This is a genomic window from Streptomyces sp. NRRL B-24484 (genome assembly GCF_000717715.1).
Lineage (GTDB): Bacteria > Actinomycetota > Actinomycetes > Streptomycetales > Streptomycetaceae > Kitasatospora.
In genome coordinates this window covers 18,770-41,471 of sequence record NZ_JOAI01000049.1, presented here as the reverse complement: position 1 = coordinate 41,471, position 22,702 = coordinate 18,770, and the positions used below count along the sequence as shown (strand labels likewise).

Genomic DNA, 22,702 nt, shown 5'->3' with positions numbered 1-22,702 from the left:
AACATTCTTGCCGAACCAGCAAATAGAGGCATGGCGGACGACGACATCAGCGGTGTACTGGCAGGTGTGGGACCCCGGCTACGGGCACTGCGGCAGAAGCGGGGCACGACCCTCGCCGAGGTGGCCGAGGAGACGGGCATCTCGCTGAGCACCCTCTCCCGGCTGGAGTCCGGGCAGCGCCGGCCGACGCTGGAGCTGCTGCTGCCGCTCGCCAAGGCGTACGGGGTGCAGTTGGACGAGCTGGTGGGCGCTCCGCCGACCGGCGACCCGCGGATCCACCCGCAGCCGTTCACCCGGCACGGCCAGACCTTCGTGCCGCTCACCAGGCACCTGGGCGGCCTGCACGCCTACAAGCAGATCCTGCCCGTCCGCCCGCTGCCCGAGGGCACCCGGCCGAGCCTCGGCACGCACGAGGGCTACGAGTGGCTGTACGTGCTGTCCGGGCGGCTCTGGCTGGCACTCGGCGACACCGACCTCGTCCTCGCGTCCGGCGAGGCGGCCGAGTTCGACACCCGCGCCCCGCACGGGTTCGCCAACGCCGGCGACCGGCCGGTGGAGTTCCTCTCGCTGTTCGGCGCGCAGGGCGAGCGGATGCACGTCCGGGCCCGACCGTCCGGGGACTGAGCGGCGACCGGGACGGGTGTGCCGGGAGTGACCCGTGGGGCCGGTGGTCGTTGAGGGGCATGGCGCGCGGCTCGACCGGGTGCCGTCGGCGCGCGGCGGCCGCGTGCGTCCGGGATCGGCCGTGGAGGGGTTGGCGTGGAGAGCGGTTGGGGTTCACCGGCCGGGCGGGCCCGGCTCGCGGCGCGCTGCCGCACGGTGACGGAGGCGCCGGCCTTCTCGCTCGCCGTGTTCGCCGCGATCCTGGTCAACGCCGCGCTGCTCGGTGTGGAGACGTACAGCGGCCTGGCCGCCGAGTACCAGCACGCGCTGCAGCTGGCCGAGCGGGCCTGCCTCGGGGTGTTCACCGTGGAGATGCTGCTGCGGCTGGGCGCGCACGCGGACCGGCCGGGGCGGTTCCTGCGCGACCCGTGGAACCTCTTCGACCTGGCCGTCCTCGCCTCGGCCTTCCTGCCGCTGGTCCGCGAGAACACCACCGTGCTGCGGCTGCTGCGGCTCGCCCGGGTGCTGCGGACGGCGCGCTTCCTGCCGCAGCTGCGGGTGCTGCTGGTCGCGGTCGGCCGCAGCCTGCCGGGCACGGTGAGCTTCCTGTTCGTCGGCGCCCTGGTGCTCTACGTCTACGCCATGGTCGGCTGGGTCTGCTTCGCGGACAGCGACCCCGGGCACTACGGCTCGATCGGCCGGGCCCTGCTCACGCTCTTCCTGCTGATGACCCTCGACGGGCTCGGCGAGGCCGTCCACGCCGGCCTGGAGATCTCCCGGCTGAGCGTCCTCTTCTACGCCTCGTACGTCCTGCTGGCCTCGTTCGTGCTGGTGAACGTGCTGATCGGCGTGGTGCTCAACTCGCTGGACGAGGCCCGCGCCCTGGAGGCCGAGGAGACCGCCCGGCAGTCGGACCCGGTGCGGTCCGACCCGGTGCGGCCCGACCCGGTGCCGGCGGCGCCGGGCGTCGGGCTTCCCGGCAGTGCGGCGGACGCCGAGGAGTTGCGCGGGCGGATCACCGCCGTCCGGCTCGCCCTCGCCGAACTGGAGGCGGGACTGGGCGCGGCGGCGGGGCAGGCCGGGCCTGACGGATCGTCCGGGCGGCCGGCCGGGGCGGCGGTCGGCGCCGGCGCAGGTGCCGCGGTGACCGCCGCGAGCGTGGACACGGTGGCCTGACCGGCGCGGCCGGCCCGCGGCTGGACGTCCTCACCGAACCCGGCTCGGCGACGGTGCGCGTTCGGTAGCATACGCAGCGCCGGCAGGTCCGAGCTGCCCCGGGGCGGCGATCCGAGCAGGAGTAGCCCGTGGCCACCCAGATCCCCCCGCCCCCTCCCGTCGCGGGAGCCGCGCTGCCGGAGCTGCCGTCCGCCGAGGTGGAGCGGTGGCGCACTGCGGGCCTGGGCATGCCCGAACTGCTCCGCCGGGTGGCCTGGTTGGGCCCGGTGGCGGGTGTCCGGCCCGACGGTCGACCGGACGGGCGGCCGACCGTGCTGGTCACCGGCCCGGAGGCCGTCCAGCACGTGCTGGGCCGCCACCCCGACCGCTACGTGAAGCGCTCGCACCGCGGCCGGATCCTGCTCGGCGACGGCGTGCTCTCCGCCTCCGGCGAGGCCTGGCGGGCGCAACGGCGGCTGTTGCAGTGCCAGTTCACCGGCGCCGGGATGCGCCGCTGGGAGCAGCGGATCGCCGCGGCCGCCCGGGCCGCCGCCGCCCGGTGGGCCGAACACGCGGACGCGGGCCGGGTGGTGGACCTGCGCGCGGAGATGCACCGCTTCGCCCTGGACACCATCTGGCGTTCGCTGACGGGCCATCCGCTGGAGGACCGGACGGTGGCCGAACTCGGCGCGCTGGAGGCCGTGGTGGCCGTCCTGCCGGTGCTGCCGGCGAACGCCGAGGACGCCCGCTCGGCCGTGGCCGGGGAGCTGGCGCGGATCGACGCGGTGGTGCACGGCGCGATCGCGGCGGCCCGGTCGGCGCCGCCCGGCCCGCACGGTCCGGGCCTGCTGCACGTGCTGCTGGACGCGGCGGAGAACCGCCCCGAGTACACCGACCGGTTGATCCGGGACGAGTTCGTGACCCTGATGGTGGCCGGGCACGAGACCACGGCGACCACGCTGACCTGGCTGTACCTGTTCCTGGCCGAGGAGCCGGAGGTCCGGGCACGGACGCTGGCGGCCGGGCCGGCCGGTTCGCCCGAGCGCCGCGCCGCCCTGCAGGCACTGGTCAGCGAGACGCTGCGGCTCTACCCGTCGGCCTGGCTCCTGCCCCGGCACGCGGCGGAGGACGACCTGCTGGCGGGCTTCCGGGTCGAGGCCGGCAGCGAGGTGCTGGTCTGCCCGTACCTGGTGCACCGCGACCCGGGGCTGTGGCCGGAGCCGGAGGCCTTCGACCCGCGGCGGTTCAGCGAGCCCGGTCGGCGGCCGTCCGATCCGGGCGCCTACCTGCCGTTCGGCCTCGGCGCGCGGGCCTGCCTGGGCCTGCAGTTCGCGCTGCGGGAGACGGTCGCGCTGCTGGAGCTGCTGCTGCCGGCCTTCGAGGCCGCGACGGTCGGGCCGGCCCCGGAGCCGTCCTTCGGGATGGTGGTGCGGCCGGGCGGGCCGGTGCCCGCGGTGCTCACCCGGGCCGGCTGACCGCCGCGGCCGGGCGCACCGTCGCGCACCCCGCGGACCGCCGGCCGGTGGCGGGTGTCAGGGCGGGGAGTGTCAGGGCGGGGTGTCGCCGCGCCAGTCCCAGTGCCGGGGGTCACCGGGGCGCGGTGCGTACAGGGCGCGGCCGCCGGGCCCGTGGGACCCGATCTCGGTGGGCAGCGCGGCGCCCTCGGCGAGGTGGTCCGCCGTCCAGCCCGTCACGTCGAGCAGCAGCCCGTCGAGCGGGCCGGCGACCAGTTCGCGGTAGGCGTGCCCGGGCTGCGGCCCCGGGTCGGGATCGTCGTAGTCGGCGCCGTAGACCCGGCCGCGCATCAGGTGCTCGTCCATGACGGCAGGATGGCAGCCGCCACCGACAGCGCCCCGCCGCGGCGCGCCCCCGGGACGCGCCGCGGTCAGCCGGTGGGCGCGAGTCCGGCGGCGATGCCGTCGAGGACGATGTCGAGCCCGGCGAGGCCTGCGACGAGCCGTTCGTGCCGCGCCCGCTCAGCGCGCTGCCGGTGGGGCTGACCTGGCCCGCCGTGCCCGGCGTGACGCTGCTCGGCGACGCCGCCCACCTGATGCCCCCGGTCGGCCTCGGTGCCAACACCGCCATGCTGGACGCCGCCGAACTCGCCCGGGAGATCGCCGCCGCGCCGGACGACCTCGCCGGGGCCGTCCGCCGCTACGAGACCGCCATGTTCGAACGCAGCGCCGTCGCGGCCCGCGAGTCGGCCCGGATCATGGCGATGCTGATGTCCGAGGACGGCGCGGCCGGGCTGCTCAGGTTCTTCCGGCCCGACGGCGGGGGCACCCCGGACGCCTGACGGTCAGACGAAGCGCAGGGCGGTCACCAGGTCCGGCCCGGAGCTCCCCCAGCACGACACGTCACCGGCGTCGGAGACCAGGTCGCCGAAGTACCAGCCGCCCTCGGTGTCGCGCCTCGGTGTCGCGGACCACACAGAGGCCGTCCCACCCGACGGCGAGGTCGGCGGTGATCGGTGCGCCGTGCAGGGTGACCCGGCCCAGGGTGTCGAGGATGCGGGCGTCCGGACTGCCGGTGAGGCGCCGGACGTCCGCCAGCGTCCACCCCGCGGGCAGCGGCCGGTCCTCCTCGGTCCGTGCGGCGAGGAGTTCGGCGACCGCGACGCCCAGCCGGGGCCGGACCCACTCGCCGTCGCGTTCGATGCCGAGGACGCCGCCCGGGGTGGGCGGCAAGGCGTTTTCGCGGCGCCGCCGGGTCACTCCCCGGCGGTCGGGAGCCGCCAGTCGAAGGGCAGGAACTCGAGGTCCCACGGCGCGTCCCGGTCGAGTTCGGCAACGGCCTCGGGCGTCCGCAGCAGGCAGCGGTGGCGGAGCAGGTCGCGCCGCTCCCGGGGTGTCAGCAGCCGTTCCCGGGGGCTCAGGTTCTCCGGGTGGTCGGCGGGCAGGGTGGTGCTGCCGTCGATCGGGCGGTCGCCGTCGACGTTCAGGTGGTCGCCGGACGGGGTGCGGTAGTCGAGCCGCAGGTCCGTCGACCACTGCGAGTTGCCGCCCCAGCCCTGGGAGAGGTCGACCGTCCGCCGGTGGCGGCGCCGGAAGGACCAGTACAGCGGCGAGCGGTCCGCGACGCCGCGCCGGGCGTGCGCGGCACCGGCCCGGACGCGGACGCCGGCCCGGGAGAAGAGCAGTTCGCCGAGCATCAGGCCGGGCCAGAGCACCTCGGTGACCTCGATCGGCGCCGCCGGGTCCTCGGCCTGCTCGACCTCGACGATCTCGTGCAGGAAGGGGTCGAAGCCGCCCCCGCGGAACGGGGTCATGCCGAGGCCGGTGAACAGGTCGAGGTACTCCTCGTCGGAGAACGCGAGCCCCTCGACGCCCGGGTCCCACGGGCCGGCGGGCGTCTGCCGGGCGAGCAGCAGGAGGTCGCTCACCCGGCCGAGCGCGTACAGCTCCCCGTACAGCACGCCGACCCGGTGGTCGGTGCGGCGGTGCTGCCACCAGCCGCTGCACGCGGCCGCGGTGTGCAGCCGGTCGCGGTAGGCGCTGCCCGTCTCGGCCAGCCACGGGAGGGCGACCTCCCGGTGGGCGCCCGGCCCGGCGACCTCCATCAGGCCCTCGTACAGCTCGCGTCCGCCCACCCCGGTGTCCATGATCGGAATCTAGCAGGGTGCCGCTGCGGCGCGATCGCCCTCATTTCAGCGTGGTCAGCCACTCCTCGACCGTGGTGACCTCGGCCTGACGGGGGAACACCTTGCCGGTGAGGACCCGGTGGACCTCGGGGTCGGCGTCGGCGCAGCCGTCGGAGAGGACGGTGAGACGGTAGTCGAGGTCGGCGGCCTGGCGGACGGTGGAGAGCACCACGCCGCTGGTCGCGATGCCGGTGAGCACCAGGTGGTCGATTCCGGAGCCGCGCAGGACGAGGTCGAGGTCGCTGCCGGCGAAGGCGCTGATCCGCTTCTTGGTGACCACGAGGTCGCCCCCGCGGGGTGCGAGTTCGGGGTGGACGGCGGCGCCGGGGTCCGCGGGGGTGAACGCGCCGGGCGGCAGGGCGCCGAAGCTCTTGTTCCGCGCGGCGACCTCGGGGTGGCCGGGCCGGAATCCGAGCACGACGTACACCACGGGGACGTCCGCGGCCCGGGCGGCGTCGACGGCGCGCGCGAGCCGGGGCAGGTAGTCGGGTTCGTCGATGCGGCTCACGATGCCGACCTGGATGTCCATCACGAGCAGGGCGGTGCCGGTCACGGCGGGGTCTCCTTCGGTACGGATGGTGGGGGCGGCGTGGGCGGGTGGCCCGGGCCGGTGGTCGCGCGCGGCTACCGTCCGCGGCTCGGTGCGGCGGCCGCCGCGGGTGGTGCGGGGGTGTCCTGCTGCGGGGCGCCGACCCGGCGCAGTGAGCGGTCGGCGACGGTGACCAGCAGGTGGAGGACGGCGGCGGCCAGCATGAACCGGGCCAGCTCGTGCAGGCCCGCGGTGTCGGCGCCGTGCCCGAGGAAGGCGCCGGTGGCCGCGGCGGCGACGATCGCGCCGAGGTAACTGAAGGTGCGCAGCAGTCCGGCCGAGGAGCCGATCCGCTCGGGGTGCGCCTGGTGGTAGACGGCGCTCTGCAGGGCGAGTCCGTTGAGGCCCTGCGGGATGCCGAAGGCGAACGCGACCACCAGCAGCAGCCAGATCGGCGAGTGCGGGCCGAGCAGCAGCACCAGGGTGCAGGCGACGATCTGGCCCAGCGCGCCGGCGAGCAGTTTGCCGCGGATCTGCCGGCGGCGGCCGGTGACCGCGGAGACGACGATCGCCGTGCCGAAGAGCGGCAGTTGGACGAGGCCGGCCTGCGGCGCGGTCAGGCCGCGGCCCTCCTGCATCCACTGGGTGCAGCCGTAGAGGAAGGCGTAGGCCACGGTGTAGGCGAGCAGGGCACGGGTGTAGGTGGCGATCAGCGGCAGGTTGCCGCCGAGCACGCGCAGGTCGATGAAGGGACTGGCGGCGCGGCGCTCCCGGAGGGCGAAGCAGCCGGCCGCGAGGACGGCGGTGGCCGGCAGGTACCAGTCCGCGGCCGAAGGGTGCATCAGGAAGAGCAGCAGCGGGACGAGCGCGGCGGCGAAGAGCGCCATCCCCGCGAGGTCCAGGGTGGTGGCGAGGCTGCCGCGGGTGCGCTGCGGCGGCGCGGTGCGGGGCAGTCGGCGGGCGCCGAGGTACAGTCCGGCGAGGGAGAGCGGGATGTTGACGGCGAGGGTGGTGCGCCAGCCGCCGAGGCCGATCAGCAGGCCGCCGAGCGAGGGGCCGATGACGGCGACGGTCTGGGTGGTGACGGCCAGCGCGGTGAGCACGGCGGCGGGGCTGTCCCGGCCGGTGCGGTCGGCCTCGCTGCGGACGAGGTACATGGCGGCCGGGTAGCCGGCGCAGGTGCCGAGACCGAGCAGGACCCGGGCGGCGATCAGCACGCCGAGGTTCGGGGCCAGCGTCCCGACCACGCCGGCCACGCCGGTCAGCGCGGTGCCGGCCAGGAACAGCCGGCGCGGCCCCTGCAGGTCGATCAGCCGGCCGACCACGGGCTGGCCGATGGCGGTGGCGAGGTAGAGCGCGGAGACCAGCCAGGCGGTGGCGGCGGGCGGGGCGCCGAAGGCGGCGCCGATCGGCACCAGGGAGACGGCGAGGATCGCCGAGTTCACCGGGTTGAGGATCGCGCCGAGCATCATCGGCGCGAGCAGCCGGCGGTCGAAGGCGTCCTTCGGTGCACCCGTGCGGCGGGTGCGGAGGGCCGATCGGACGGTGCGGAGGTTCATGCGTCGGACAGCCTGTCCAGCAGGGCCAGCGCCTCGACGACGGTCTGCCGCTCCTGCTCGGTGAAGTGCGCCTGCAGGGAGCGGGCGAGCCACTCCTCGCCGGCGCGCCGGCAGTCCTCCAGGAAGGCCAGGCCCGGCTCGCTGAGCGAGACCAGCTGGCGGCGGCCGTCCCCGGGGTCGGGGCGGCGCAGCACCAGGCCCCGCTCGTCGAGGACGGCGAGCGTGGCGGCCATCGACTGCGGGCGGACCCGCTCGGCGGCGGCGAGGTCGCTGGCGGAGGCCGGGCCGTCCTTGCTCAACCGGCTGAGCACGGAGGTCTGGGTGGGGGTGAGCCCGTCCGTGTCGTACGTCTCCTTGAGGCGGCGGCGCAGCCGACTGAAGACCACGCGGAGCTCCCGCGCCGCACGGACGGCGGAGGGGGTGACGACGGCGGTGGGCTCTTCCATGGTGCCCACGCTAGGACCTTCAGGCCGAACTGTCCAGCTCTGCTGTACAGCTTGGACTGTCGAATCACCGGGCCCGGCCGTGTTGGCCCGTTCCGGAGTGCGGCGGGCCGTTCCCGGGGTGCGGAGGCGGCCCGGCGGTGAGCGAATCGAGGTGCGACGGGCGGCGGGCGTCCGCCGGGCCGCAGGGAGGGTGCCGTGGAGGGCTTCGACGCCGTCGCCGACCGGCTGTACTCGCTGCCGCCGACCGGCTTCACGGCCGCCCGGACGGAGGCCGCCGCCGAGGCCAGGCGGGCCGGCGACCGGGCGCTCGCCGGCCGGATCGGCGCGCTGCGGCGGCCCACCCGGAGCGCCTGGGCGGTGAACCTGCTGGTGCACACCCGGCCCGCGGACGCGCGGGCGCTGCTGGACCTCGGCGCCTCGCTGCGCCGCGCCCAGGCCGAACTCGCCGGCCCCGCCCTGCGCGAGCTGTCGGCCGAGCGCCGACGCCTGGTCGCGACGCTCACCGCGCAGGTCCGGGACGCCGCCGCCGCGGCCGGCGAACCGCTCGGTGAGGCTCCGCTGCGTGAGGTCGAGCAGTCGCTGCGCGCCGCGCTGGCGAGCGGGACCGCCGCCGAGGCCTTCGCCGCCGGACGGATGACCGGCCCGCTCCGGGAGGACGGCGCCCTGCCGACCGGCGACCTGCCCACCGGATGGGGCCCGCCCCCGCCGGAACCCACCGCGCCGCACCGGCCGACAGCCGCCCGCACCGACGCGAAGCCCAGGACGACCAGGCGCACGGCAGGCAGCGCCGGGAAGACGGCCGAGAACAAGGCGGCCGAGGCGGCCCGTGCTGCGGAGCAGGAGGCCCGGCGGCAGCGCACGGAGGCGGAACGCGCCCTCGTGGAGGCCGAGCAGGAGGAACGGGCCGCCGGGCGCGAGCGGACCCGCCTCGCGCGGGCGGCCGACCGGCTCGCCGCCGCCGAACGGAAGGCCACCGACCGCACCGAGCAGGCCCGCGCGACCCTGCGCGCCGCGGAGACCGAACAGGAGGAGGCCCGCCACGCCCTGAGCGAGGCCCGGCAACAGGCCACCGAGGCCGCCGAACACACCGCCGCGGCCCACGCCCGAACGGAACGGGCCCGCGCCCGACTCGCCGGGCTGCCCGACAGCTGAGCCCCCGACCCCCCGATCCCGCCCTGGTGCCGAAACCGCTGGTCGGCGGTGGTGCCGCCGAGCCGCCGGGGCGCCCGGTCCGTACCCTGGAAGCCGGTGTGAACACGTGCACCGTCGGGCGGGCGACCGGCCCAGGACCGCTGCGGTACGCGGCTGGCGGACCCGCCCGGGTGGGGTGCGCGGCGCCCGCTGAGAGGAGCGGCGATGGCCAGGCCCGTGTGGACCGGTGTGCTGACGTTCGGCCTCGTGACCGTGCCGGTGGCGCTGTACACCGCGACGGAGAACCACACCGTCCGCTTCCACCAGCTGGAGCGCGGCACCTCGGACCGGGTGCGCAACCGCCGGGTCAACGAGCGCACCGGCGAGGAGGTCGCGTTCGGCGACATCGTGAAGGGCTACGAGATCGGCGACGGCGAGTACGTCGTGGTGGAGCCGGAGGAGCTGGAGCAGATCTCGCCCGGCCGGTCGCGGACGATCGACGTCTCCGGCTTCGTCGACCTCGCCGAGATCGAGCCGATCTACTTCGACAAGACGTACTACCTGGGCCCGAAGGGCAAGGAGTACGGCAAGGTCTACGCCCTGCTGACCAAGGTCCTGGAGCGGTCGAACCGGGCCGGCCTGGCGATGTTCTCGATGCGCGGCAAGGAGTACCTGACCGCCGTCCGCGCGGAGAACGGCCTGCTGGAGCTCCACACCATGCACTTCGCCGACGAGGTGCGGGACCCGCACCGGGAGATCGACGACCTGCCGGGCGGCCGGGAGGAGTTCAGCGGCGCCGAGCTGCGGACGGCGGAGCAGCTGATCGACACGCTGGCCGTCGACTGGGACCCGGACGAGTACCAGGACACCTTCGAGGAGCAGGTCCGGCAGCTGATCGACGACAAGCAGGCCGGCCGCGAGACGGTGATCTCGGAGGGCCCGCCGGCCGAGGCCACCAACGTGGTCGACCTGATGGACGTCCTGCGGCGCAGCCTGGACGACGCCCGCGGCGGGTCCGCGAAGCGCGGCTCGGACGGGGACACCGGGGCGGCCGGCTCCGCCCCGCCGGCGAAGGCCGGGCGGACGCCGAAGGCCGCGGGCGGCAAGAAGAGCACCTCGTCGGCGGCCGGCCGCGGCGGCGGTGCGGAGCCCGCGAAGAAGAAGCGCGTCGGTGCGTCGAAGGCGGCCGAGGACCTGTCGAAGATGACCAAGTCCGAGCTGTACGAACGGGCCGCGGCGCTCGCCGTCCCGCACCGCTCGACGATGAACCGCGACGAGTTGCAGACGGCCGTGGAGAAGGCCGGCCGCGGACTGCGCGCGGTCTCCTGAGCGTTCCGACCGCCGGTCAGGGCCGCCCGGACGTCGAACCGGGCCGCTGCACGGCACCGTCCGGCCGCAGGCCCTGCGGGCCGGGCCGCACCCGGGCGCGGCCGGGCCAGGGTGCGGCGGGTTCCGGCGCCGGCTGCAGCACGGCCGGGTCGTAGAGCACCCAGCCCCGGTCGGCCCCGCCGCTCCCCCACCGGACGAGGGCGACCCACGCGGTACTGCCGTGGTGCCGGCGCCAGGTGGTGAGTTCGGCGGCCCGCCAGCCGCCGCCGAGCCGGATCTGCACCCAGCGCCAGCGCGGTGCCACGTCGCGGCACGGCCCCGGCCCGTTCATCAGGTCCTTCGGGGCGAACACCACGTCGCCCGGCACGGTGGGCGGCCGCACCGCACGCGAGAACGGCACATCGGCGGTCACCCCTCCATCATCGAACACATGTTCCCATCTGGCAACGGGCGGCCGTGGGCACTACTCTCCCGCCATGGATCGGACCCGCCCGCTGGTCCGCGAGGTCCTCCCCGACCTCGCCGGCGAACTGACCGCCCTCCTGCTGGAGGAGGGCGAACTCGGGCTGGCCACCGGCGTCCGGGAGCTGCGGCTGGTGGCCGAGTGCGACTGCGCCGAGGCCTCCTGCCAGAGCATCCGCACCTCGGAGCACCCTCCGGGCCGGGCGTACGGCCCGGGCCACCGCACCGTTCCGCTGCTCGCCGACGCGGGACTGCTCGTCCTCGACGTCGTCGACGACCGGATCGTCTACGTCGAGGTGCTGGACCGGCCGCCGATGCGGCGCCGGGCTGCCGGGATGTGACGGGCACCGGGTCGATCGCGTAGGTTGCCGTGCTTACTGTCCGAACCGGGCAGGAGCGGGCAGGAGAAGTCGGGAGCGACGGCGCCCGTCTCCGTCCGGCAGCCGCAGGGAGGTGCGGAACGATGACCGACGACCTGCACGGTGCACCACTGAGGGATCCGGCCGCACTGGAGACGGTGTGCGACGCGGTCGGCGACGACGGCGCGCTGTGCCGGGTGACCGGCACACTGACCGCGGCCAGCCTGCTCCAGGCCGGACAGGGCCTCGACCTCGCCCTCCGGACCGGGCGGCGACTGCTGGTGCTCGACCTGGCGCGCGTCCTGGTGTGCGACGCCTCCGCCCTGGACTACCTGCTGCAGTTCGACGAGGACGCCCGGGCCGTCGGGGTCCGGCTCCGGCTGTCGGCGGCCAGCCCCGCGGTCAGCCGCGTCCTGGACGAGACCGGCCGCCCGGCCGTCCTCGCCGTCTACGACTCGGTCGAGGAAGCGATGACGGCGGCCCTGGAGGACCTCGTCGAGGCCGCCGCCGCCAAGACCGGGGAGGCCACCGCCGAGACCGGGGAGGCCGAGGGCCCGGCCCTGTACGCGAAGCTCCCGGAGCAGCGCCCGCGCCCCTGAGCGGCAGTCGGGCCCGGGGCCCGACGGGCGGCGGCGCCGACCGTCAGCCGAGCAGACGGACCGGCGCACCGGCCAGGTATGCCTCGATGTCCTCGACCGCCTGGCCGTAGTACGTCTCGTAGTTGCCGCGCGTGACGTAGCCGAGGTGCGGGGTGGCGAGCAGCCGGGGCGCGGTGCGCATCGGGTGGTCGGCCGGCAGCGGCTCGGTGTCGAAGACGTCGGCGCCGGCGCCCGCGATCCGGCCGTCGTGCAGGGCGGCGAGCAGGGCCTCCTGGTCGACGATCGCGGCCCGGGAGGTGTTGACCAGGTAGGCCGTGGGCTTCATCAGGGCGAGTTCCGGCGCGCCCAGCAGCCCGCGGGTGCGCTCACCGAGGGCGAGGTGCACGGAGACCACGTCGCTGCTGGCGAGCAGGTCCTCCTTGGACGGCGCGAGGGCGACGCCGACCTCGTCGGCCCGCTCCGCCGTGAGGTTGCTGCTCCAGGCGACGACGTCCATGCCGAAGGCCAGGCCGACCTGCGCCACCCGGCTGCCGATCTTGCCGAGGCCGAGCAGGCCGAGCCTGCGGCCGTGCAGGTCCGCGCCGACGGTGCTCTGCCACGGGCCGCCCTGCCGCAGGGCGGTCGACTCGGTCACCAGCCCGCGGGCGAGGCCGAGGATCAGCGCCCAGGTGAGTTCGACGGGCGGGGTGGAGAGGCTCTGGGTGCCGCAGACGGTGACGCCGAGCTCGGCGGCGGCCGCCCGGTCGATGACGGCGTTCCGCATGCCGGAGGCGACGAGCAACCGCAGCCTCGGCAGCCGGCGCAGCAGCGTGCCCGGGAAGGGCACCCGCTCGCGCAGCGTCACCACGATGTCGAAGTCGGCGAGTGCGGCGGCGAGCGCGTCCTCGTCGGCGACGTGCTCGCGGAAGCCGACGACCTCGACCCGGCCGTCCAGCCGGGACCAGTCCGCCACCGTCGTCGCGACGCCCTGGAAGTCGTCGAGCACGGCACAGCGCAGCTGCATCCTGCGGTCCTCCCGGGGCCGGGCGGCCGCGGCGGGCCCGGCCGGTCGTCGGCGGTCACTGGTGATCACGGGCAGACTATCCCGCCCCGGCAGCGGCCGGACCGGGCTTCGGTCGAACCACCCTCAGGTGAGCCACCAGGTGAATCACCGCCAGGTGGGCCGCCGTCAGTCGAAGCGGATGTGCCGGACGCTCGTCCAGGTCCGCCGGAGGGCGCCGCGCAGCGGGCCGTCGGTGTCGGGGGCGAGGGCGAGCCCGGCGGAGTCGGCGATCCGCTCGGCGACCCGGGCGACGGTCAGCCGGTCCGTCCACAGGTGTTCGGCGAACTCCTCGCCCTGCAGGCGCTCCAGACACAGGTCGAGCCTGGACACCGCGAAGCTCTCGCGGCGCAGCGGCGCGTCCTTGCCCGCGGCGGCCCGCAGGGCGTGGCCGAGGCCGCGGCCGCGCAGCCTGCGGAGCACCGTGCCCCGCTCCGCGAGCAGGGCGAAGTGCCGTACGTCGTGGCCTCGTTCGCGCAGCCGGCCGACGGTCTCCCGGAAGTACCGCGGGTCGACGACGGTCATCGGCACGAGGACGGGCCCGGCGTGCCGGGCGAGCACCAGGTCGAGGACCTCGAACACGCCGTCGCGCCAGGCGGGCAGGTCCTGGAAGTCGCCGCGCAGCGCGGGCGGCAGCATCCGGTGCAGGCCGAAGCCGAGGTGTTCGGGGTCGCAGACCACGCTGCCGGGCAGCCGGCGCCGCAGCTCGTACGCGGTCTGCGTCTTGCCGCCGCCGAAGGGGCCGTTGATCCACAGGAGCACGGCCCGACCCTACGCCGACCGGCCGGGCCCGCGGGTCGTGCGGGCCGGGCCTGCTGCTCATGCCGGCCGCGAACCGCGGTGGGCCTCGACGACCGCGGTCAGCACCTCCGGCCATGGGGTGGGGGCGAGGCCGAAGGTCCGCTCGGCCGCGGTGGAGTCCATCACGAAGGGCCGCTCCATCTGGTAGGAGGTCTCGCGGAGGGCCCGGACGGTGGGGTTCACCAGGCCGAGCAGGGCGAGCACCGGGCCGGGGATCCGGCTGACCGGCACCGGGGGCAGTCCGGCGGCGCGGGCCAGGTCGGCGACGGCCTCGCGCTGGCTGCGCGGCGGGTTGCTCGGGACGTGCCAGGGGCGGCCCCAGGCGCGTTCGTCGCTGCCGACTGCCACCAGCAGCCGGGCGGCGTCGCGGGTGTACGTCCAGCTGTGCGCGGTGTCGGGGTCGCCGAGGACCTGGACCCCGCGGCCGGCGAGCACCCGGGGCACGACGCGCTCGCCGAGGACGCTCTCGGCGCCGGGGCCGACGTAGTCGGAGCCGCGGACCTCGGTCGCGCGGATCCGCCCGGCCCGGTGCAGGGCCTCGGCGTCCTGCCACATCCGGGCCCGGACCCCGCCCTTGACGCTGTTGGGTGCCAGCGGGGTGTCCTCGGTCATCGGCCCGTCGACGGCGCCGTAGCCGTACAGGTTGCCGACCGTGGCGAGGACGGCGCCGGAGCTCTCGGCGGCCCGGAGCAGCGAGGCGGCGAGCGGCGGCCAGTCGGTCGCCCACCGGTGGTAGGCGGGGTTGGCGCAGTTGTAGAGCACGGCGGCGCCGGCGGCGGCCGCGCCCAGGGCATCGGCGTCGGCGGCGTCGAGGCGCAGGTGGCGCACGCCGGTCAGCGGTTCGGCCGTGCGGCCGGAGCGGGTCACCACGGTGACCTCCTCGCCGCGCTCGGCGAGCAGTCGGGCGGCGGCGGTGCCGACGGGGCCGGCGCCGACGATCAGGTGCTTGCTCACGGTGGACTCCCCCAGGACGGGTCGGGCGGACGGACGGTGGCGGTGCGGTGCTGGTGCAGTGGCGTGCAGTTCAGCGCGGTGCGGTGCGGTGCGGTGCGGTGCGGTGCGGTGCGGTGCGGTGCGGTGCGGTGCGGTGCGAGAACACCGTTCTCGCTCGACCACGAGCCTGGCGGACGCAGGCGCCGCTGTCAAGAACAGTGTTCTCGATCATGAACGGCGTTCTCGTCCGAGCACGCCGCGCTCGACCGTTGCCACCGTTCTCGGCGGCTGCCAGGATGGTGGCCATGCCCGCCTCCCCGAAGCCGCTCACCGCCCGCGAACGCGCCCGCATCGAGTTCACCCGGGACATCAAGGAGGCGGCCCGCCGCCAGCTCGCCGAGCACGGCCCGGACGGCCTCTCGCTGCGCGGGGTCGCCCGGGACATCGGCCTGGTCTCCGCCTCCGCGCTCTACCGGTACTTCCCCGGGCGCGACGCACTGCTGACCGCGCTCATCACCGACAGCTACGACGCGCTGGGCGACGCCGCCGGCGCGGCCGTCACCGCGGCGGCGGACCGGGACCCGGCGGGGCGCTGGATCGCCCTGTGCCACGCCGTCCGCGACTGGGCCGTGGCGCACCCGCACGAGTACGCGCTGATCTACGGCTCCCCCGTGCCCGGCTACACCGCACCGGAGGACACCACCGCCCCCGGCACCCGGCTGCCGTTCCTGATCGGCGCCCTGTTCGCCGAGGCCGCGGCGGCCGGCGGCTACCGCCCGGGCCCGTCACCCGCGGCGCCCGAGGAGGCGCGGCGGTCCCTGCGGCCGCTGCTCGACCGGCTGCCCGGCGGGACCCCGGCCGACCTCGTCGTCGCGGGCGTGTCGGCCTGGACGTACCTGTGCGGCGCGGTCTCCTTCGAGGTGTTCGGCCACCGTGCGGCGATCGTCGCCGACCCGCGGGCGTACTTCGACCACGAGGTCCGGCGGATCGGCACCCTGCTGGGCATCGTCCCGCCGTCCGCCTGAGGCCGGTCCTCAGGCGCCTGCCCGGACGATCTCCTGCCAGGTGTCCGACGGGCAGAGCCCCTGCGGGGTGCTCTTGAGGAACTGCCGGTACGGCACGTCACGGCGCCGCAGCTCCAGCCAGTGGTCCTTGCCGGAGACCAGGTCCCAGCCGTCGTTGGGCATCTTCACGAAGTCGTCGCGGTGGTCCTTCGACTGGCTGGTGATCTGCAGGACGGTGGCGTGCGAGGCGTGGCTCTCCACGACGACGCAGTAGTGCCGCAGCACCTGGCTGTCGTCCTCGCGCAGCGGGATCTCGGCCAGCCAGACCTCGCCGGGGGCAGGCCGGCGGACGGTGGTGCGCGGACGGACGGGGACCCGCACCGGCCGTGCCGGTGCGGCCGGCGCCGCGCTGCGCCGCACCCACCAGCGCACGACGTAGTAGCAGACCGCGGTGGCGACGGCGGAGGCCACGGTGCCGAGCGTGGCCGCGAGCACGTGCTCGCCGGCCGCCTGCGTCGCGGGGTCGCCGAGCGACCGGCCCGCCAGGGCGGCGCGGACGGCCACCGGGGCGGAGAGCGCGCCGGCGCCGGCCGCGGCACCGATCAGGGCCGTGCGGACGAGCAGCGCGACCGGCGCCGGCCTGCCCCGACCGCCGGCCATCCAGCCCAGCAGCAGGGCGGTGGCCACGGCGATGGCCCACAGCACGGCCAGCTGGGGGGCCTGCAGCGGCGGCTGCGACGTGGTGGAGGCGGCCATCACCCAGGGCAGCACCGCCGGCAGCGCGAGCAGGTACCCGGCGACGAACCAGCCGGGGAACAGCAGGAAGAAGGCGCATCCGCAGCCGCCCCCGCCCGCCCGTCCGCCCCCGGGACCGCCGTAGTGCCCTGACATCGCCACCCCCGGTGCCGCCGTTGCATTCCGGCAGACGATAGCGGGGGCACCCTCCCGTCGGAGCGGAATGACCGAACCGGTTGACGGAACGTCAGGCGACCAGCTGGTAGATGCCCCTGGCGGTCAGGTACACGCCCGCCACCAGCGACAGCGTGACGATCAACCGCTCCTGGTGCTGCGCCAGCCAGGTCCGCAGACCGCTCAGCCGGGCGTCCGCGGCGGCCGGTGAGCGGAGGGCGTAGACCTCCATCACGGCCAGGCTGAGCGTGGCCAGCAGGCAGTAGACGATCAGGGCGATCCAGTCGGTGAGCGACGAGAGGTCGGCGTCGACGACGACGGCCGCACCGGCCCCGACCAGGGCCCAGGGTTGCAGCAGCCAGGCGAGGCCGGCCGCGGTGCCGAGCGAGGCGTTGTCGACCCGGCCCTCCCACCGCGGCGGGCCGTGCGGCCGGGGCGACCGCCTGCGGCGGTACACGCCGTAGCCCACCAGACCGACGCCGATCGCCAGCTCGGCGGCGTCGGCCACGGTCGACGGTGTGCTGTGGCGCGCGGGCGGCGTCCCGCCGGTCAGCAGCAGCACGCAGACCACCACCGCGACCAGGTTGGCGAGCCAGGACAGCACGAAGGCCAGACCCTTGCGGGCACCGCGCTGCGAGGAGAGCAGCAGGATGAAGGCGCTGTTGTGCAGGGGCCCGAGGGTGATGGCCGTGCCGATCACGAGCAGGTCGAGCACCATCGCCTCTGCCGCTCCCGCAGGTCGGGGCCGCCTGTCGTCTCCGGACGGGCGGGCCGGTCGGCACGGGCGGGCGGCACCCGCGCGGCGCCGCACCCCGACTCTCCGGCCCGCCGCCGCACCGGTCAAGCGGGCCACGCCGACACCGCCCGGAATGCCGCCCACCGGGCGGACCCCGCAGGGCTCCGTGCCCCGGCTCGGCGGACGTCAGCGCAGCAGCGGGAGGAAGACCGTGTCGACGATCTCCTCAAGTACGTGGTCCGGCACGGGGGCGTAGGTGGTGAGGATCTCCAGGCGCAGCAGGTCGAAGGGCAGGGCCTTGATGCGGTCGGTGAGGCGGTCGGGGTCGATCTCGCCGCGGGCGGCGGCGCGTTCGAAGAGCACGTCGCCGGTGGGTTCGTGGCCGCCGGCGAGGAGGTCGCCGGGGCCGGTGCCGGTCTCCTGGTAGTAGCCGGCGAGGTGCACGCTCATGACGGTGACGAGCTGGACGCGGGTGGCGTTGATCGTCCGCATCAGGGTGAGCACGTCCTCACGCAGGCTCCCGGTGTCGGGCGCCTCGATCCTGGACCGCTCCAGGACGTGGGCGATCGCCGCGCGGACGAGTTCGTCGCGGTCGGCCCAGCGGCGGTAGAGCACCGGGGGGCTGGTGCCGGCCCGCCGGCCGACGGCGTCCATGGTGAACCTGGCGTAGCCGTTGGCCGTGAGTTCGTCCCAGGCCGCGTCGAGGAGTGCCTTCTCCAGTGCCGCCCCGCGGCGCCGCTCGGGCATCCGCACCTCCATTAGAAAGACTTGCCTATCTTATTGCGCCGCCCTACGCTGGGCGCCGCAAGATAGGATTCTATATCTTAAGGCGGTTGCCCGTGAGCATCCCCGAGATCACCGGGGCCGGTGCCGCAACAGCGGCACCCGACCCCGACCGCATCGATCCCGCCGTCTGGCGCACCGCGTTCAGCGTGGTCGTCGGCGCCCTCGCCGTCGTCTTCGACACCACCGTCGTCACCGTCGCCCTCGACGACCTGGCCCGGGAGCTCGGCGCACCGATCTCCACCGTCCAGTGGGTCAGCACCGGCTACCTGCTCGCCGTGTTCGCCACCGTCCCGGTCGCCGGCTGGGCGCAGTCCCGGCTCGGCGGCAAGCGGCTGTGGATCGCCGCCCTCGGCGTGTTCCTGCTGGGGTCGGTGCTGAGCGCCCTGGCCTGGAACGCGACCGCACTGATCGCCTTCCGCGTCGTGCAGGGGATCGGCGGCGGCATCATGATGCCGCTCATGGTCACGCTGGTCGTCCAGGCGGCCCGCGGCCGCAACATCGGCCGGGTGATGGCCGCCGTCACCCTGCCCACCGCACTCGGACCCGTCCTCGGACCCGTCCTGGGCGGCCTCGTCCTGAGCCTCGCCGACTGGCGGTGGCTCTTCCTCGTCAACGTCCCCTTCTGCGCCGTCGGCGCCTGGCTCGCCCACCGCAACCTGCCCGACGACCGACCGACGGCCGACCGGGCACGCCCGCGCCTGGACACCGCCGGCCTGCTGCTGCTCTCGCCGGGCGTCGCGGCCGTCGTGTACGGGCTGTCCCGGGTCGAGGGCAGCGCGGGCTTCGCGAGCCCGGCGGTGCTGGTGCCGCTGGCCGGCGGGCTCGTCCTGGTCGGCGTCTTCACCGCCCGGGCGCTGACCCGCGCCGGCGCCCTCGTCGACCTGCGGCTCCTGCGCCACCGGGCGCTGGCCGGCGCCTCCGTCCTGGGCTTCCTGGCCGGCATCGCCCTGTACGGGGCGATGCTGCTGCTGCCGCTGTACTGGCAGCGCGTCCGCGGTGAGGACGCGCTCGGCGCCGGACTGCTGCTCGTCCCGCAGGGCATCGGCGCACTCCTCGCCCGCACCCTGGCCGGCGGCCTCACCGACCGCCTCGGCCCGCGCCCGGTGGCCCTCGCCGGCTTCGTGCTCACCACCGCGGCCACCCTGCCGTTCGCCCTCGCCACCGCCGGCACCGGCCAGGTGCCGCTGATGGCCGCGCTGCTGGTGCGCGGGATCGGGCTGGGCGCCGTCATGATCCCGCTCAGCGGCGCCGCGTACACGGGCCTGGCGCACCACCAGATCCCCGACGCCAGCATCATCACCCGGGTCGCCCAGCAGGTCGGCGGCTCGGTGGGCACGGCCCTGCTCGCCGTCGTCCTCCAGCACACCACCGGCGGCGCCCGCACCCCGGAGGCCCTGGCCGGCGGCTTCGGCGACGCCTTCGGGTGGTCGGTCGCCCTCACGGCCCTCGCCGTGCCGCTCTGCCTGCTCCTGCCCGGCCGCCCGGCGCCCTCGCCCCGCACCGCAACCGGGTCGGCGCCGCGGGCCCGGTGACGTCCCGGGCGGACGATCCGGCCGCCGCGGCTCCTCACCGGACCGGAGCGACCGCCGTCCAACCCGTGTTTCGGGAGGACGGCACGACGTCCGTTCAGGTGATCTCCCGGCACCCGCCGGCCGGGGTGCCGCACTCCCCCGGCCACCCGAACGGTGGCAGGCGCCGCCCGGACGCTCGCCCGGTCGGGGCAGATCGGGCGGACGGGGGGTCGGGCGGGGGCTGCCACGGGCAGGAATGACCCGGCGCATGCCCACACCGCCCGGCGGACGCCGGCGCCTCCAGGAAGGGACCCCACCGTGGCCACGAGCCGTGCCCAGGATCTCTGCCCCGGGCCGGGCGGCGCGTTCCGCATCGCCCGGGACTTCGTCGTCGAGGACGCCGCGCTGGGACGGCTCCGCCACCACCTGCTGCGGCTCACCACGGTCGGCCTCTCCCGGGACGAGGCCGAGGACCTGGGCGAGCTCGGCCGGCTGGCCTTCCGCAGCTCCGACATCGCCGGGTGCACGCGGCGGATCAGGGACCGGGCCGGGGCGAGCCGCCTCGCGGTGGCCCTCGCGGACATCGTCGAACACGCCGGCCAGGACGAACGCGGACCGGTGCTGGTGGGCGCGGTGCTCGGCGCGTGCGCGGGCCTCGGCAGTGTGGGCAGCGACGAGGGCGCCTCCGCGGCGCTGCTGGGCGCGGTCGGGGGTGCGGTGGTCGCGGCCGCGCGACCCTTCGTCGACCGGCGGATGCAGCAGGAGGGCCTGGCCGTCTACCTGGGCGCGGAGGACTGATCCCCGTCCGGCGCCGGGCCCCGGGCCGCGGCCCGCGCCAGGCCCTCGCGGGTCGCGTGCCGGCCGCCGAGCAGGAAGGCGTACGCGCTGGAGTCGACCGGGTGGGCGCGGGCACCGGCCAGCACGACGCGGACGGCGGCCCGGACACCGGGCGCCGCCGCGGCGAGTTCCTCGCGGACGCCGTGCTCGCAGGCCGCGAAGAAGACCGGCAGGTCCTCCGGCCACTCCCAGTCGGCCAGCACGCCCGGCGCCACCTCGAAGACCACACCGTCCCCGGCGGGCTCGAAGTCCAGGGTGACGTCGACGAACGGGCCGCAGCTTCCGACGCCGTGCTTGCGGTACCGCACGGAGCGCAGCGGCAGGAGCGGGAAGTCGACCGGATCGGGCATGGCGGCACCCTACCCGGGCGAGGGCGGCCGGGGACTCGACCTCGTCACCCCCCTCGGCGAGAGCCGGGGGTACGAGGAGGACGCCGGGGGCAAGCAGCTCCGGTTCCGCCTCCTGCCGAGGGAGACCGCCTGGATCGGGCGGACGCGAGGGACGGGAGACCGAAGTGACCGGGACGACGCCGACCGACACGGACGTGGCCGCGGTGACGGCCGAGCTGGCCGCCCCGGAGGACCCGAGGATGCGCGAGGTGAACGCGCGGCACGGCGACGACCACGGCGTGAACCTCGGCGAGCTGCGCACGCTGGCGAAGCGGCTGAAGACGCAGCAGGACCTCGCCCGCGGGCTCCGGGCGACGGGCGACTCGGCGGCGCGGCTGCCGGCCGCCCTGATCTGCCGTCCGAAGGCTTTCGGACGGGACGAGTTGGACACGATGCTGCGCGAGGCCCGCGCGCCGAAGGTGCAGGACTGGCTCGTCGGCCACGTGGTCAAGAAGAGCTTGCACGCCGAGGAGCTGCGGGTGGCCTGGTCGGCCGACCCGGACCCGGTGGTCGCGAGCGCCGGCCGGGCGCTCACCACCGAGCGCGTCGCGAAGAAGCCCGAGGGCCTCGACCTCGATGCGCTGCTCGACGTGATCGAGGCGGAAATGGGCGACGCCCCCGACCGCCTGCAGTGGGCGGTGAACCACTCCTGGCCGGGATCGGGATCGAGAGCGCCGGGCACCGTGCCCGCGCGATCGACATCGGCGAACGCCTGCAGGTCCTCTAGGACTACCCGACCCCGCCGGGCTGCACCTCGCCGTTCCCTCCCGCCCGGATCGCCGAGACGGTCGGCCGCCGCAAGGCGACACCGGCATCCTGACCGACCCGACCCGCACGGCGGTGACCGGCGTCGACCGTCACCGCGCGTCCGGCCGTCAGCAGACCCAGGGGCCGGGCAGCTCCGCACGCAGGGCGTCGAGGTCGGCTGCCGTCCGGCCACGCGCGTGGATCCAGGACCGGTCCTGCACGCCGTCGCGGCGCAGCAGGCGGCCGGGGGCGGCGTACCAGCGCACGGGCGAGTCCTCGTCGCAGGCCCACATCGGGTGGTCGGGCAGGTCGAGGCGGGTGTACCGGGCGTGCAGCCGCGGGAGGAGGGCGTCCGGCAGTTCGCAGGCGTCGTAGCGGCTGCCCGGGGCGAACAGCGACTCGCTGAGCACGAGTTCGACCCAGGCGAGGGACATCCGGTCGAGGAAGGGGATCCAGCCGCGGTGGGACTCCACCAGCACCGGCGGGTCGTCCGGGTCGGCGTGGTCGAGCGGGACCGCCCAGGCGGCGCAGTCCTGGTTCTCGCGGCGGAAGACCAGCAGGCCGCCGAGGGCCTCGTCGATGCAGAGCCCTGCCGGTGGGACGAGCGGGTCCTGGTGGCGGGTCAGGTCGTCCCGGCGGCCGAGGAGGGCGTAGCCCTCGCGCAGTGCGGCGGGGAGTGCGCAGCCGAGCCGGGCCTCTGCGGCGTCCAGCTCGTCGGCCGAGCTGCCGTCCTCCGGTCGCAGCGGCCGGTCCGTCCAGGACTCGGCGAACCACCGGAGGAAGGCGAAGGCCCGGTCGCGGGTGGGTGCTCCGCCCCGCAGGGCGGCGGACACGTCGGCGGTGTCGGGCATGCCGCAGACCCTACCTCCGGCCACGGCCCGCCCGAGCGACGGGGCAACGGGTGCGTACGGTGTCCGCAGCGGGGCAGTGCGCCGGCCTGGGCGACGGCGTGCGCGGGCACCTGCCGTGCGCGGTGGGCCTGGTGTCGGGGAGGGCTGCGAGGAGGGTCGTCCGGTCGGACGGACGACGAAGGCAGGGGAGTGAACCCGTCCCTTGCCACTCTCAACGTATAGCGCACTGGGGGTCTTGCGGCAAGGCCCCGGTGGTACCGCAGAATCGCTCACCTGAGTCGGAAACTGAGGATTCGGGAGATTCACGACGTGTGTTCAGGTATGTCCGTTCACGAGGTGCGGGACGG

Annotated in this window: 26 protein-coding genes and 1 pseudogene; 12 read left to right on the top strand and 15 right to left on the bottom strand. The window is 75.8% G+C overall.

Translation table 11 applies throughout. From position 1 onward, the window contains the following. Positions 1-30 precede the first annotated feature (30 nt). The 3 genes from IE98_RS0133970 (at position 31) to IE98_RS0133960 (ending at position 3,233) form a co-directional block, all read left to right on the top strand. On the top strand, positions 31-624 hold the full coding sequence (locus tag IE98_RS0133970) for a helix-turn-helix domain-containing protein (RefSeq protein ID WP_030275639.1): 594 nt from the start codon (positions 31-33) through the stop codon (positions 622-624). 135 nt (positions 625-759) lie between these two features. Beyond that, positions 760-1,779, top strand: a complete 1,020-nt coding sequence (locus IE98_RS43490) for an ion transporter (RefSeq protein WP_052391348.1) — start codon at positions 760-762, stop codon at positions 1,777-1,779. 128 nt (positions 1,780-1,907) lie between these two features. Further along, positions 1,908-3,233, top strand: coding sequence for a cytochrome P450 (locus tag IE98_RS0133960; RefSeq protein WP_234443782.1), 1,326 nt, complete (start codon positions 1,908-1,910; stop codon positions 3,231-3,233). Between the two features lie 72 nt (positions 3,234-3,305). Here IE98_RS0133960 and IE98_RS0133955 read toward each other — a convergent pair whose 3' ends face one another. Continuing rightward, on the bottom strand, positions 3,306-3,578 hold the full coding sequence (locus tag IE98_RS0133955; protein ID WP_030275636.1) for a hypothetical protein: 273 nt from the start codon (positions 3,576-3,578) through the stop codon (positions 3,306-3,308). 143 nt (positions 3,579-3,721) lie between these two features. On the opposite strand from IE98_RS0133955, the gene IE98_RS0133950 reads away from it, so the two are divergent. After that, positions 3,722-4,054, top strand: a complete 333-nt coding sequence (locus IE98_RS0133950; RefSeq protein ID WP_030275635.1) for an FAD-dependent oxidoreductase — start codon at positions 3,722-3,724, stop codon at positions 4,052-4,054. Positions 4,055-4,115: 61 nt separating this feature from the next. Here IE98_RS0133950 and IE98_RS0133945 read toward each other — a convergent pair whose 3' ends face one another. The 5 genes from IE98_RS0133945 to IE98_RS0133925 form a co-directional block, all read right to left on the bottom strand. Continuing rightward, positions 4,116-4,445, bottom strand: coding sequence for a hypothetical protein (locus tag IE98_RS0133945; RefSeq protein WP_030275634.1), 330 nt, complete (start codon positions 4,443-4,445; stop codon positions 4,116-4,118). Between the two features lie 23 nt (positions 4,446-4,468). Next, positions 4,469-5,359, bottom strand: a complete 891-nt coding sequence (locus IE98_RS0133940; RefSeq protein WP_159401157.1) for a hypothetical protein — start codon at positions 5,357-5,359, stop codon at positions 4,469-4,471. 40 nt (positions 5,360-5,399) lie between these two features. Next, complete coding sequence (locus tag IE98_RS0133935) at positions 5,400-5,951, bottom strand: cysteine hydrolase family protein (RefSeq protein ID WP_030275632.1); 552 nt, start codon at positions 5,949-5,951, stop codon at positions 5,400-5,402. Positions 5,952-6,022: 71 nt separating this feature from the next. Beyond that, positions 6,023-7,486: an MFS transporter gene (locus IE98_RS0133930; protein WP_052391346.1), complete on the bottom strand. Its 1,464-nt coding sequence runs from the start codon at positions 7,484-7,486 to the stop codon at positions 6,023-6,025. Then, positions 7,483-7,932 carry a MarR family winged helix-turn-helix transcriptional regulator gene (locus IE98_RS0133925; RefSeq protein ID WP_030275630.1) on the bottom strand — a complete coding sequence of 150 codons (450 nt, stop codon included), beginning with the start codon at positions 7,930-7,932 and terminating at the stop codon, positions 7,483-7,485. Before IE98_RS0133925 ends, IE98_RS0133930 begins: the two co-directional genes overlap by 4 nt. Positions 7,933-8,127: 195 nt before the next feature. On the opposite strand from IE98_RS0133925, the gene IE98_RS0133920 reads away from it, so the two are divergent. Continuing rightward, positions 8,128-9,084, top strand: coding sequence for a hypothetical protein (locus IE98_RS0133920; RefSeq protein WP_052391345.1), 957 nt, complete (start codon positions 8,128-8,130; stop codon positions 9,082-9,084). A gap of 204 nt (positions 9,085-9,288) precedes the next feature. Further along, positions 9,289-10,392 carry a Ku protein gene (locus IE98_RS0133915; RefSeq protein WP_030275628.1) on the top strand — a complete coding sequence of 368 codons (1,104 nt, stop codon included), beginning with the start codon at positions 9,289-9,291 and terminating at the stop codon, positions 10,390-10,392. 16 nt (positions 10,393-10,408) lie between these two features. Here IE98_RS0133915 and IE98_RS0133910 read toward each other — a convergent pair whose 3' ends face one another. Then, the gene (locus IE98_RS0133910) at positions 10,409-10,804 is read right to left on the bottom strand and encodes a hypothetical protein (RefSeq protein ID WP_030275627.1); all 396 of its coding nucleotides are present in this window, start codon (positions 10,802-10,804) and stop codon (positions 10,409-10,411) included. Between the two features lie 64 nt (positions 10,805-10,868). Here IE98_RS0133910 and IE98_RS0133905 point away from each other — a divergent pair, with 64 nt between their 5' ends. Together IE98_RS0133905 and IE98_RS45335 are read left to right on the top strand one after the other, a co-directional pair. Further along, positions 10,869-11,195 carry a hypothetical protein gene (locus tag IE98_RS0133905; RefSeq protein WP_043175777.1) on the top strand — a complete coding sequence of 109 codons (327 nt, stop codon included), beginning with the start codon at positions 10,869-10,871 and terminating at the stop codon, positions 11,193-11,195. Between the two features lie 122 nt (positions 11,196-11,317). Further along, positions 11,318-11,812, top strand: a complete 495-nt coding sequence (locus tag IE98_RS45335; RefSeq protein ID WP_052391344.1) for an STAS domain-containing protein — start codon at positions 11,318-11,320, stop codon at positions 11,810-11,812. 43 nt (positions 11,813-11,855) lie between these two features. Here the strand turns inward: IE98_RS45335 and IE98_RS0133895 are convergent, their stop codons facing one another. The 3 genes from IE98_RS0133895 to IE98_RS0133885 all read right to left on the bottom strand — a co-directional run bounded on the left by IE98_RS0133895 (position 11,856) and on the right by IE98_RS0133885 (position 14,606). Then, positions 11,856-12,815: a D-2-hydroxyacid dehydrogenase family protein gene (locus IE98_RS0133895; protein ID WP_030275624.1), complete on the bottom strand. Its 960-nt coding sequence runs from the start codon at positions 12,813-12,815 to the stop codon at positions 11,856-11,858. Positions 12,816-12,980: 165 nt separating this feature from the next. Beyond that, positions 12,981-13,613, bottom strand: a complete 633-nt coding sequence (locus IE98_RS0133890; RefSeq protein ID WP_030275623.1) for an AAA family ATPase — start codon at positions 13,611-13,613, stop codon at positions 12,981-12,983. 57 nt (positions 13,614-13,670) lie between these two features. Continuing rightward, positions 13,671-14,606 carry an NAD-dependent epimerase/dehydratase family protein gene (locus tag IE98_RS0133885; RefSeq protein ID WP_030275622.1) on the bottom strand — a complete coding sequence of 312 codons (936 nt, stop codon included), beginning with the start codon at positions 14,604-14,606 and terminating at the stop codon, positions 13,671-13,673. Between the two features lie 284 nt (positions 14,607-14,890). On the opposite strand from IE98_RS0133885, the gene IE98_RS0133880 reads away from it, so the two are divergent. After that, positions 14,891-15,610, top strand: a complete 720-nt coding sequence (locus IE98_RS0133880) for a TetR/AcrR family transcriptional regulator (RefSeq protein WP_030275621.1) — start codon at positions 14,891-14,893, stop codon at positions 15,608-15,610. A 9-nt stretch (positions 15,611-15,619) separates the two neighbouring features. On the opposite strand, the gene IE98_RS0133875 is transcribed toward IE98_RS0133880, so the two are convergent. The 3 genes from IE98_RS0133875 to IE98_RS0133865 form a co-directional block, all read right to left on the bottom strand. Beyond that, positions 15,620-16,480 carry a hypothetical protein gene (locus IE98_RS0133875; RefSeq protein WP_030275620.1) on the bottom strand — a complete coding sequence of 287 codons (861 nt, stop codon included), beginning with the start codon at positions 16,478-16,480 and terminating at the stop codon, positions 15,620-15,622. Between the two features lie 91 nt (positions 16,481-16,571). After that, positions 16,572-17,216 carry a GAP family protein gene (locus tag IE98_RS0133870; protein WP_030275619.1) on the bottom strand — a complete coding sequence of 215 codons (645 nt, stop codon included), beginning with the start codon at positions 17,214-17,216 and terminating at the stop codon, positions 16,572-16,574. Positions 17,217-17,420: 204 nt separating this feature from the next. Next, entirely contained in the window at positions 17,421-17,981 is a 561-nt protein-coding gene (locus IE98_RS0133865) for a TetR/AcrR family transcriptional regulator (protein WP_030275618.1), read from the bottom strand. 92 nt (positions 17,982-18,073) lie between these two features. On the opposite strand from IE98_RS0133865, the gene IE98_RS0133860 reads away from it, so the two are divergent. Both IE98_RS0133860 and IE98_RS0133855 read left to right on the top strand, forming a co-directional pair. Next, positions 18,074-19,552: an MDR family MFS transporter gene (locus IE98_RS0133860; RefSeq protein ID WP_030275617.1), complete on the top strand. Its 1,479-nt coding sequence runs from the start codon at positions 18,074-18,076 to the stop codon at positions 19,550-19,552. A gap of 297 nt (positions 19,553-19,849) precedes the next feature. Next, positions 19,850-20,329, top strand: coding sequence for a hypothetical protein (locus tag IE98_RS0133855; RefSeq protein ID WP_030275616.1), 480 nt, complete (start codon positions 19,850-19,852; stop codon positions 20,327-20,329). Here IE98_RS0133855 and IE98_RS45330 read toward each other — a convergent pair. After that, on the bottom strand, positions 20,308-20,718 hold the full coding sequence (locus tag IE98_RS45330; RefSeq protein WP_052391343.1) for a hypothetical protein: 411 nt from the start codon (positions 20,716-20,718) through the stop codon (positions 20,308-20,310). The genes IE98_RS0133855 and IE98_RS45330 overlap by 22 nt on opposite strands. 239 nt (positions 20,719-20,957) lie before the next feature. Here IE98_RS45330 and IE98_RS43485 point away from each other — a divergent pair. Continuing rightward, a pseudogene (locus IE98_RS43485) lies at positions 20,958-21,577 on the top strand (DNA alkylation repair protein). 55 nt (positions 21,578-21,632) lie between these two features. Here IE98_RS43485 and IE98_RS0133840 read toward each other — a convergent pair. Further along, positions 21,633-22,355: a hypothetical protein gene (locus tag IE98_RS0133840; RefSeq protein ID WP_030275614.1), complete on the bottom strand. Its 723-nt coding sequence runs from the start codon at positions 22,353-22,355 to the stop codon at positions 21,633-21,635. Between the last annotated feature and the right edge of the window lie 347 nt (positions 22,356-22,702).

What these genes read in the sequence shown, in the direction of transcription:
- IE98_RS0133865 (WP_030275618.1), bottom strand. Translation starts at nt 17,981, where the DNA reads ATGCCCGAGCGGCGCCGCGGGGCGGCACTGGAGAAGGCACTCCTCGAC.
- IE98_RS0133875 (WP_030275620.1), bottom strand. Translation starts at nt 16,480, where the DNA reads ATGTCAGGGCACTACGGCGGTCCCGGGGGCGGACGGGCGGGCGGGGGC.
- IE98_RS0133880 (WP_030275621.1), top strand. Translation starts at nt 14,891, where the DNA reads ATGCCCGCCTCCCCGAAGCCGCTCACCGCCCGCGAACGCGCCCGCATC.
- IE98_RS0133905 (WP_043175777.1), top strand. Translation starts at nt 10,869, where the DNA reads ATGGATCGGACCCGCCCGCTGGTCCGCGAGGTCCTCCCCGACCTCGCC.
- IE98_RS0133915 (WP_030275628.1), top strand. Translation starts at nt 9,289, where the DNA reads ATGGCCAGGCCCGTGTGGACCGGTGTGCTGACGTTCGGCCTCGTGACC.
- IE98_RS0133895 (WP_030275624.1), bottom strand. Translation starts at nt 12,815, where the DNA reads ATGCAGCTGCGCTGTGCCGTGCTCGACGACTTCCAGGGCGTCGCGACG.
- IE98_RS0133940 (WP_159401157.1), bottom strand. Translation starts at nt 5,359, where the DNA reads ATGGACACCGGGGTGGGCGGACGCGAGCTGTACGAGGGCCTGATGGAG.
- IE98_RS45330 (WP_052391343.1), bottom strand. Translation starts at nt 20,718, where the DNA reads ATGCCCGATCCGGTCGACTTCCCGCTCCTGCCGCTGCGCTCCGTGCGG.
- IE98_RS0133970 (WP_030275639.1), top strand. Translation starts at nt 31, where the DNA reads ATGGCGGACGACGACATCAGCGGTGTACTGGCAGGTGTGGGACCCCGG.
- IE98_RS45335 (WP_052391344.1), top strand. Translation starts at nt 11,318, where the DNA reads ATGACCGACGACCTGCACGGTGCACCACTGAGGGATCCGGCCGCACTG.
- IE98_RS0133930 (WP_052391346.1), bottom strand. Translation starts at nt 7,486, where the DNA reads ATGAACCTCCGCACCGTCCGATCGGCCCTCCGCACCCGCCGCACGGGT.
- IE98_RS0133925 (WP_030275630.1), bottom strand. Translation starts at nt 7,932, where the DNA reads ATGGAAGAGCCCACCGCCGTCGTCACCCCCTCCGCCGTCCGTGCGGCG.
- IE98_RS0133955 (WP_030275636.1), bottom strand. Translation starts at nt 3,578, where the DNA reads ATGGACGAGCACCTGATGCGCGGCCGGGTCTACGGCGCCGACTACGAC.
- IE98_RS0133870 (WP_030275619.1), bottom strand. Translation starts at nt 17,216, where the DNA reads ATGGTGCTCGACCTGCTCGTGATCGGCACGGCCATCACCCTCGGGCCC.
- IE98_RS0133840 (WP_030275614.1), bottom strand. Translation starts at nt 22,355, where the DNA reads ATGCCCGACACCGCCGACGTGTCCGCCGCCCTGCGGGGCGGAGCACCC.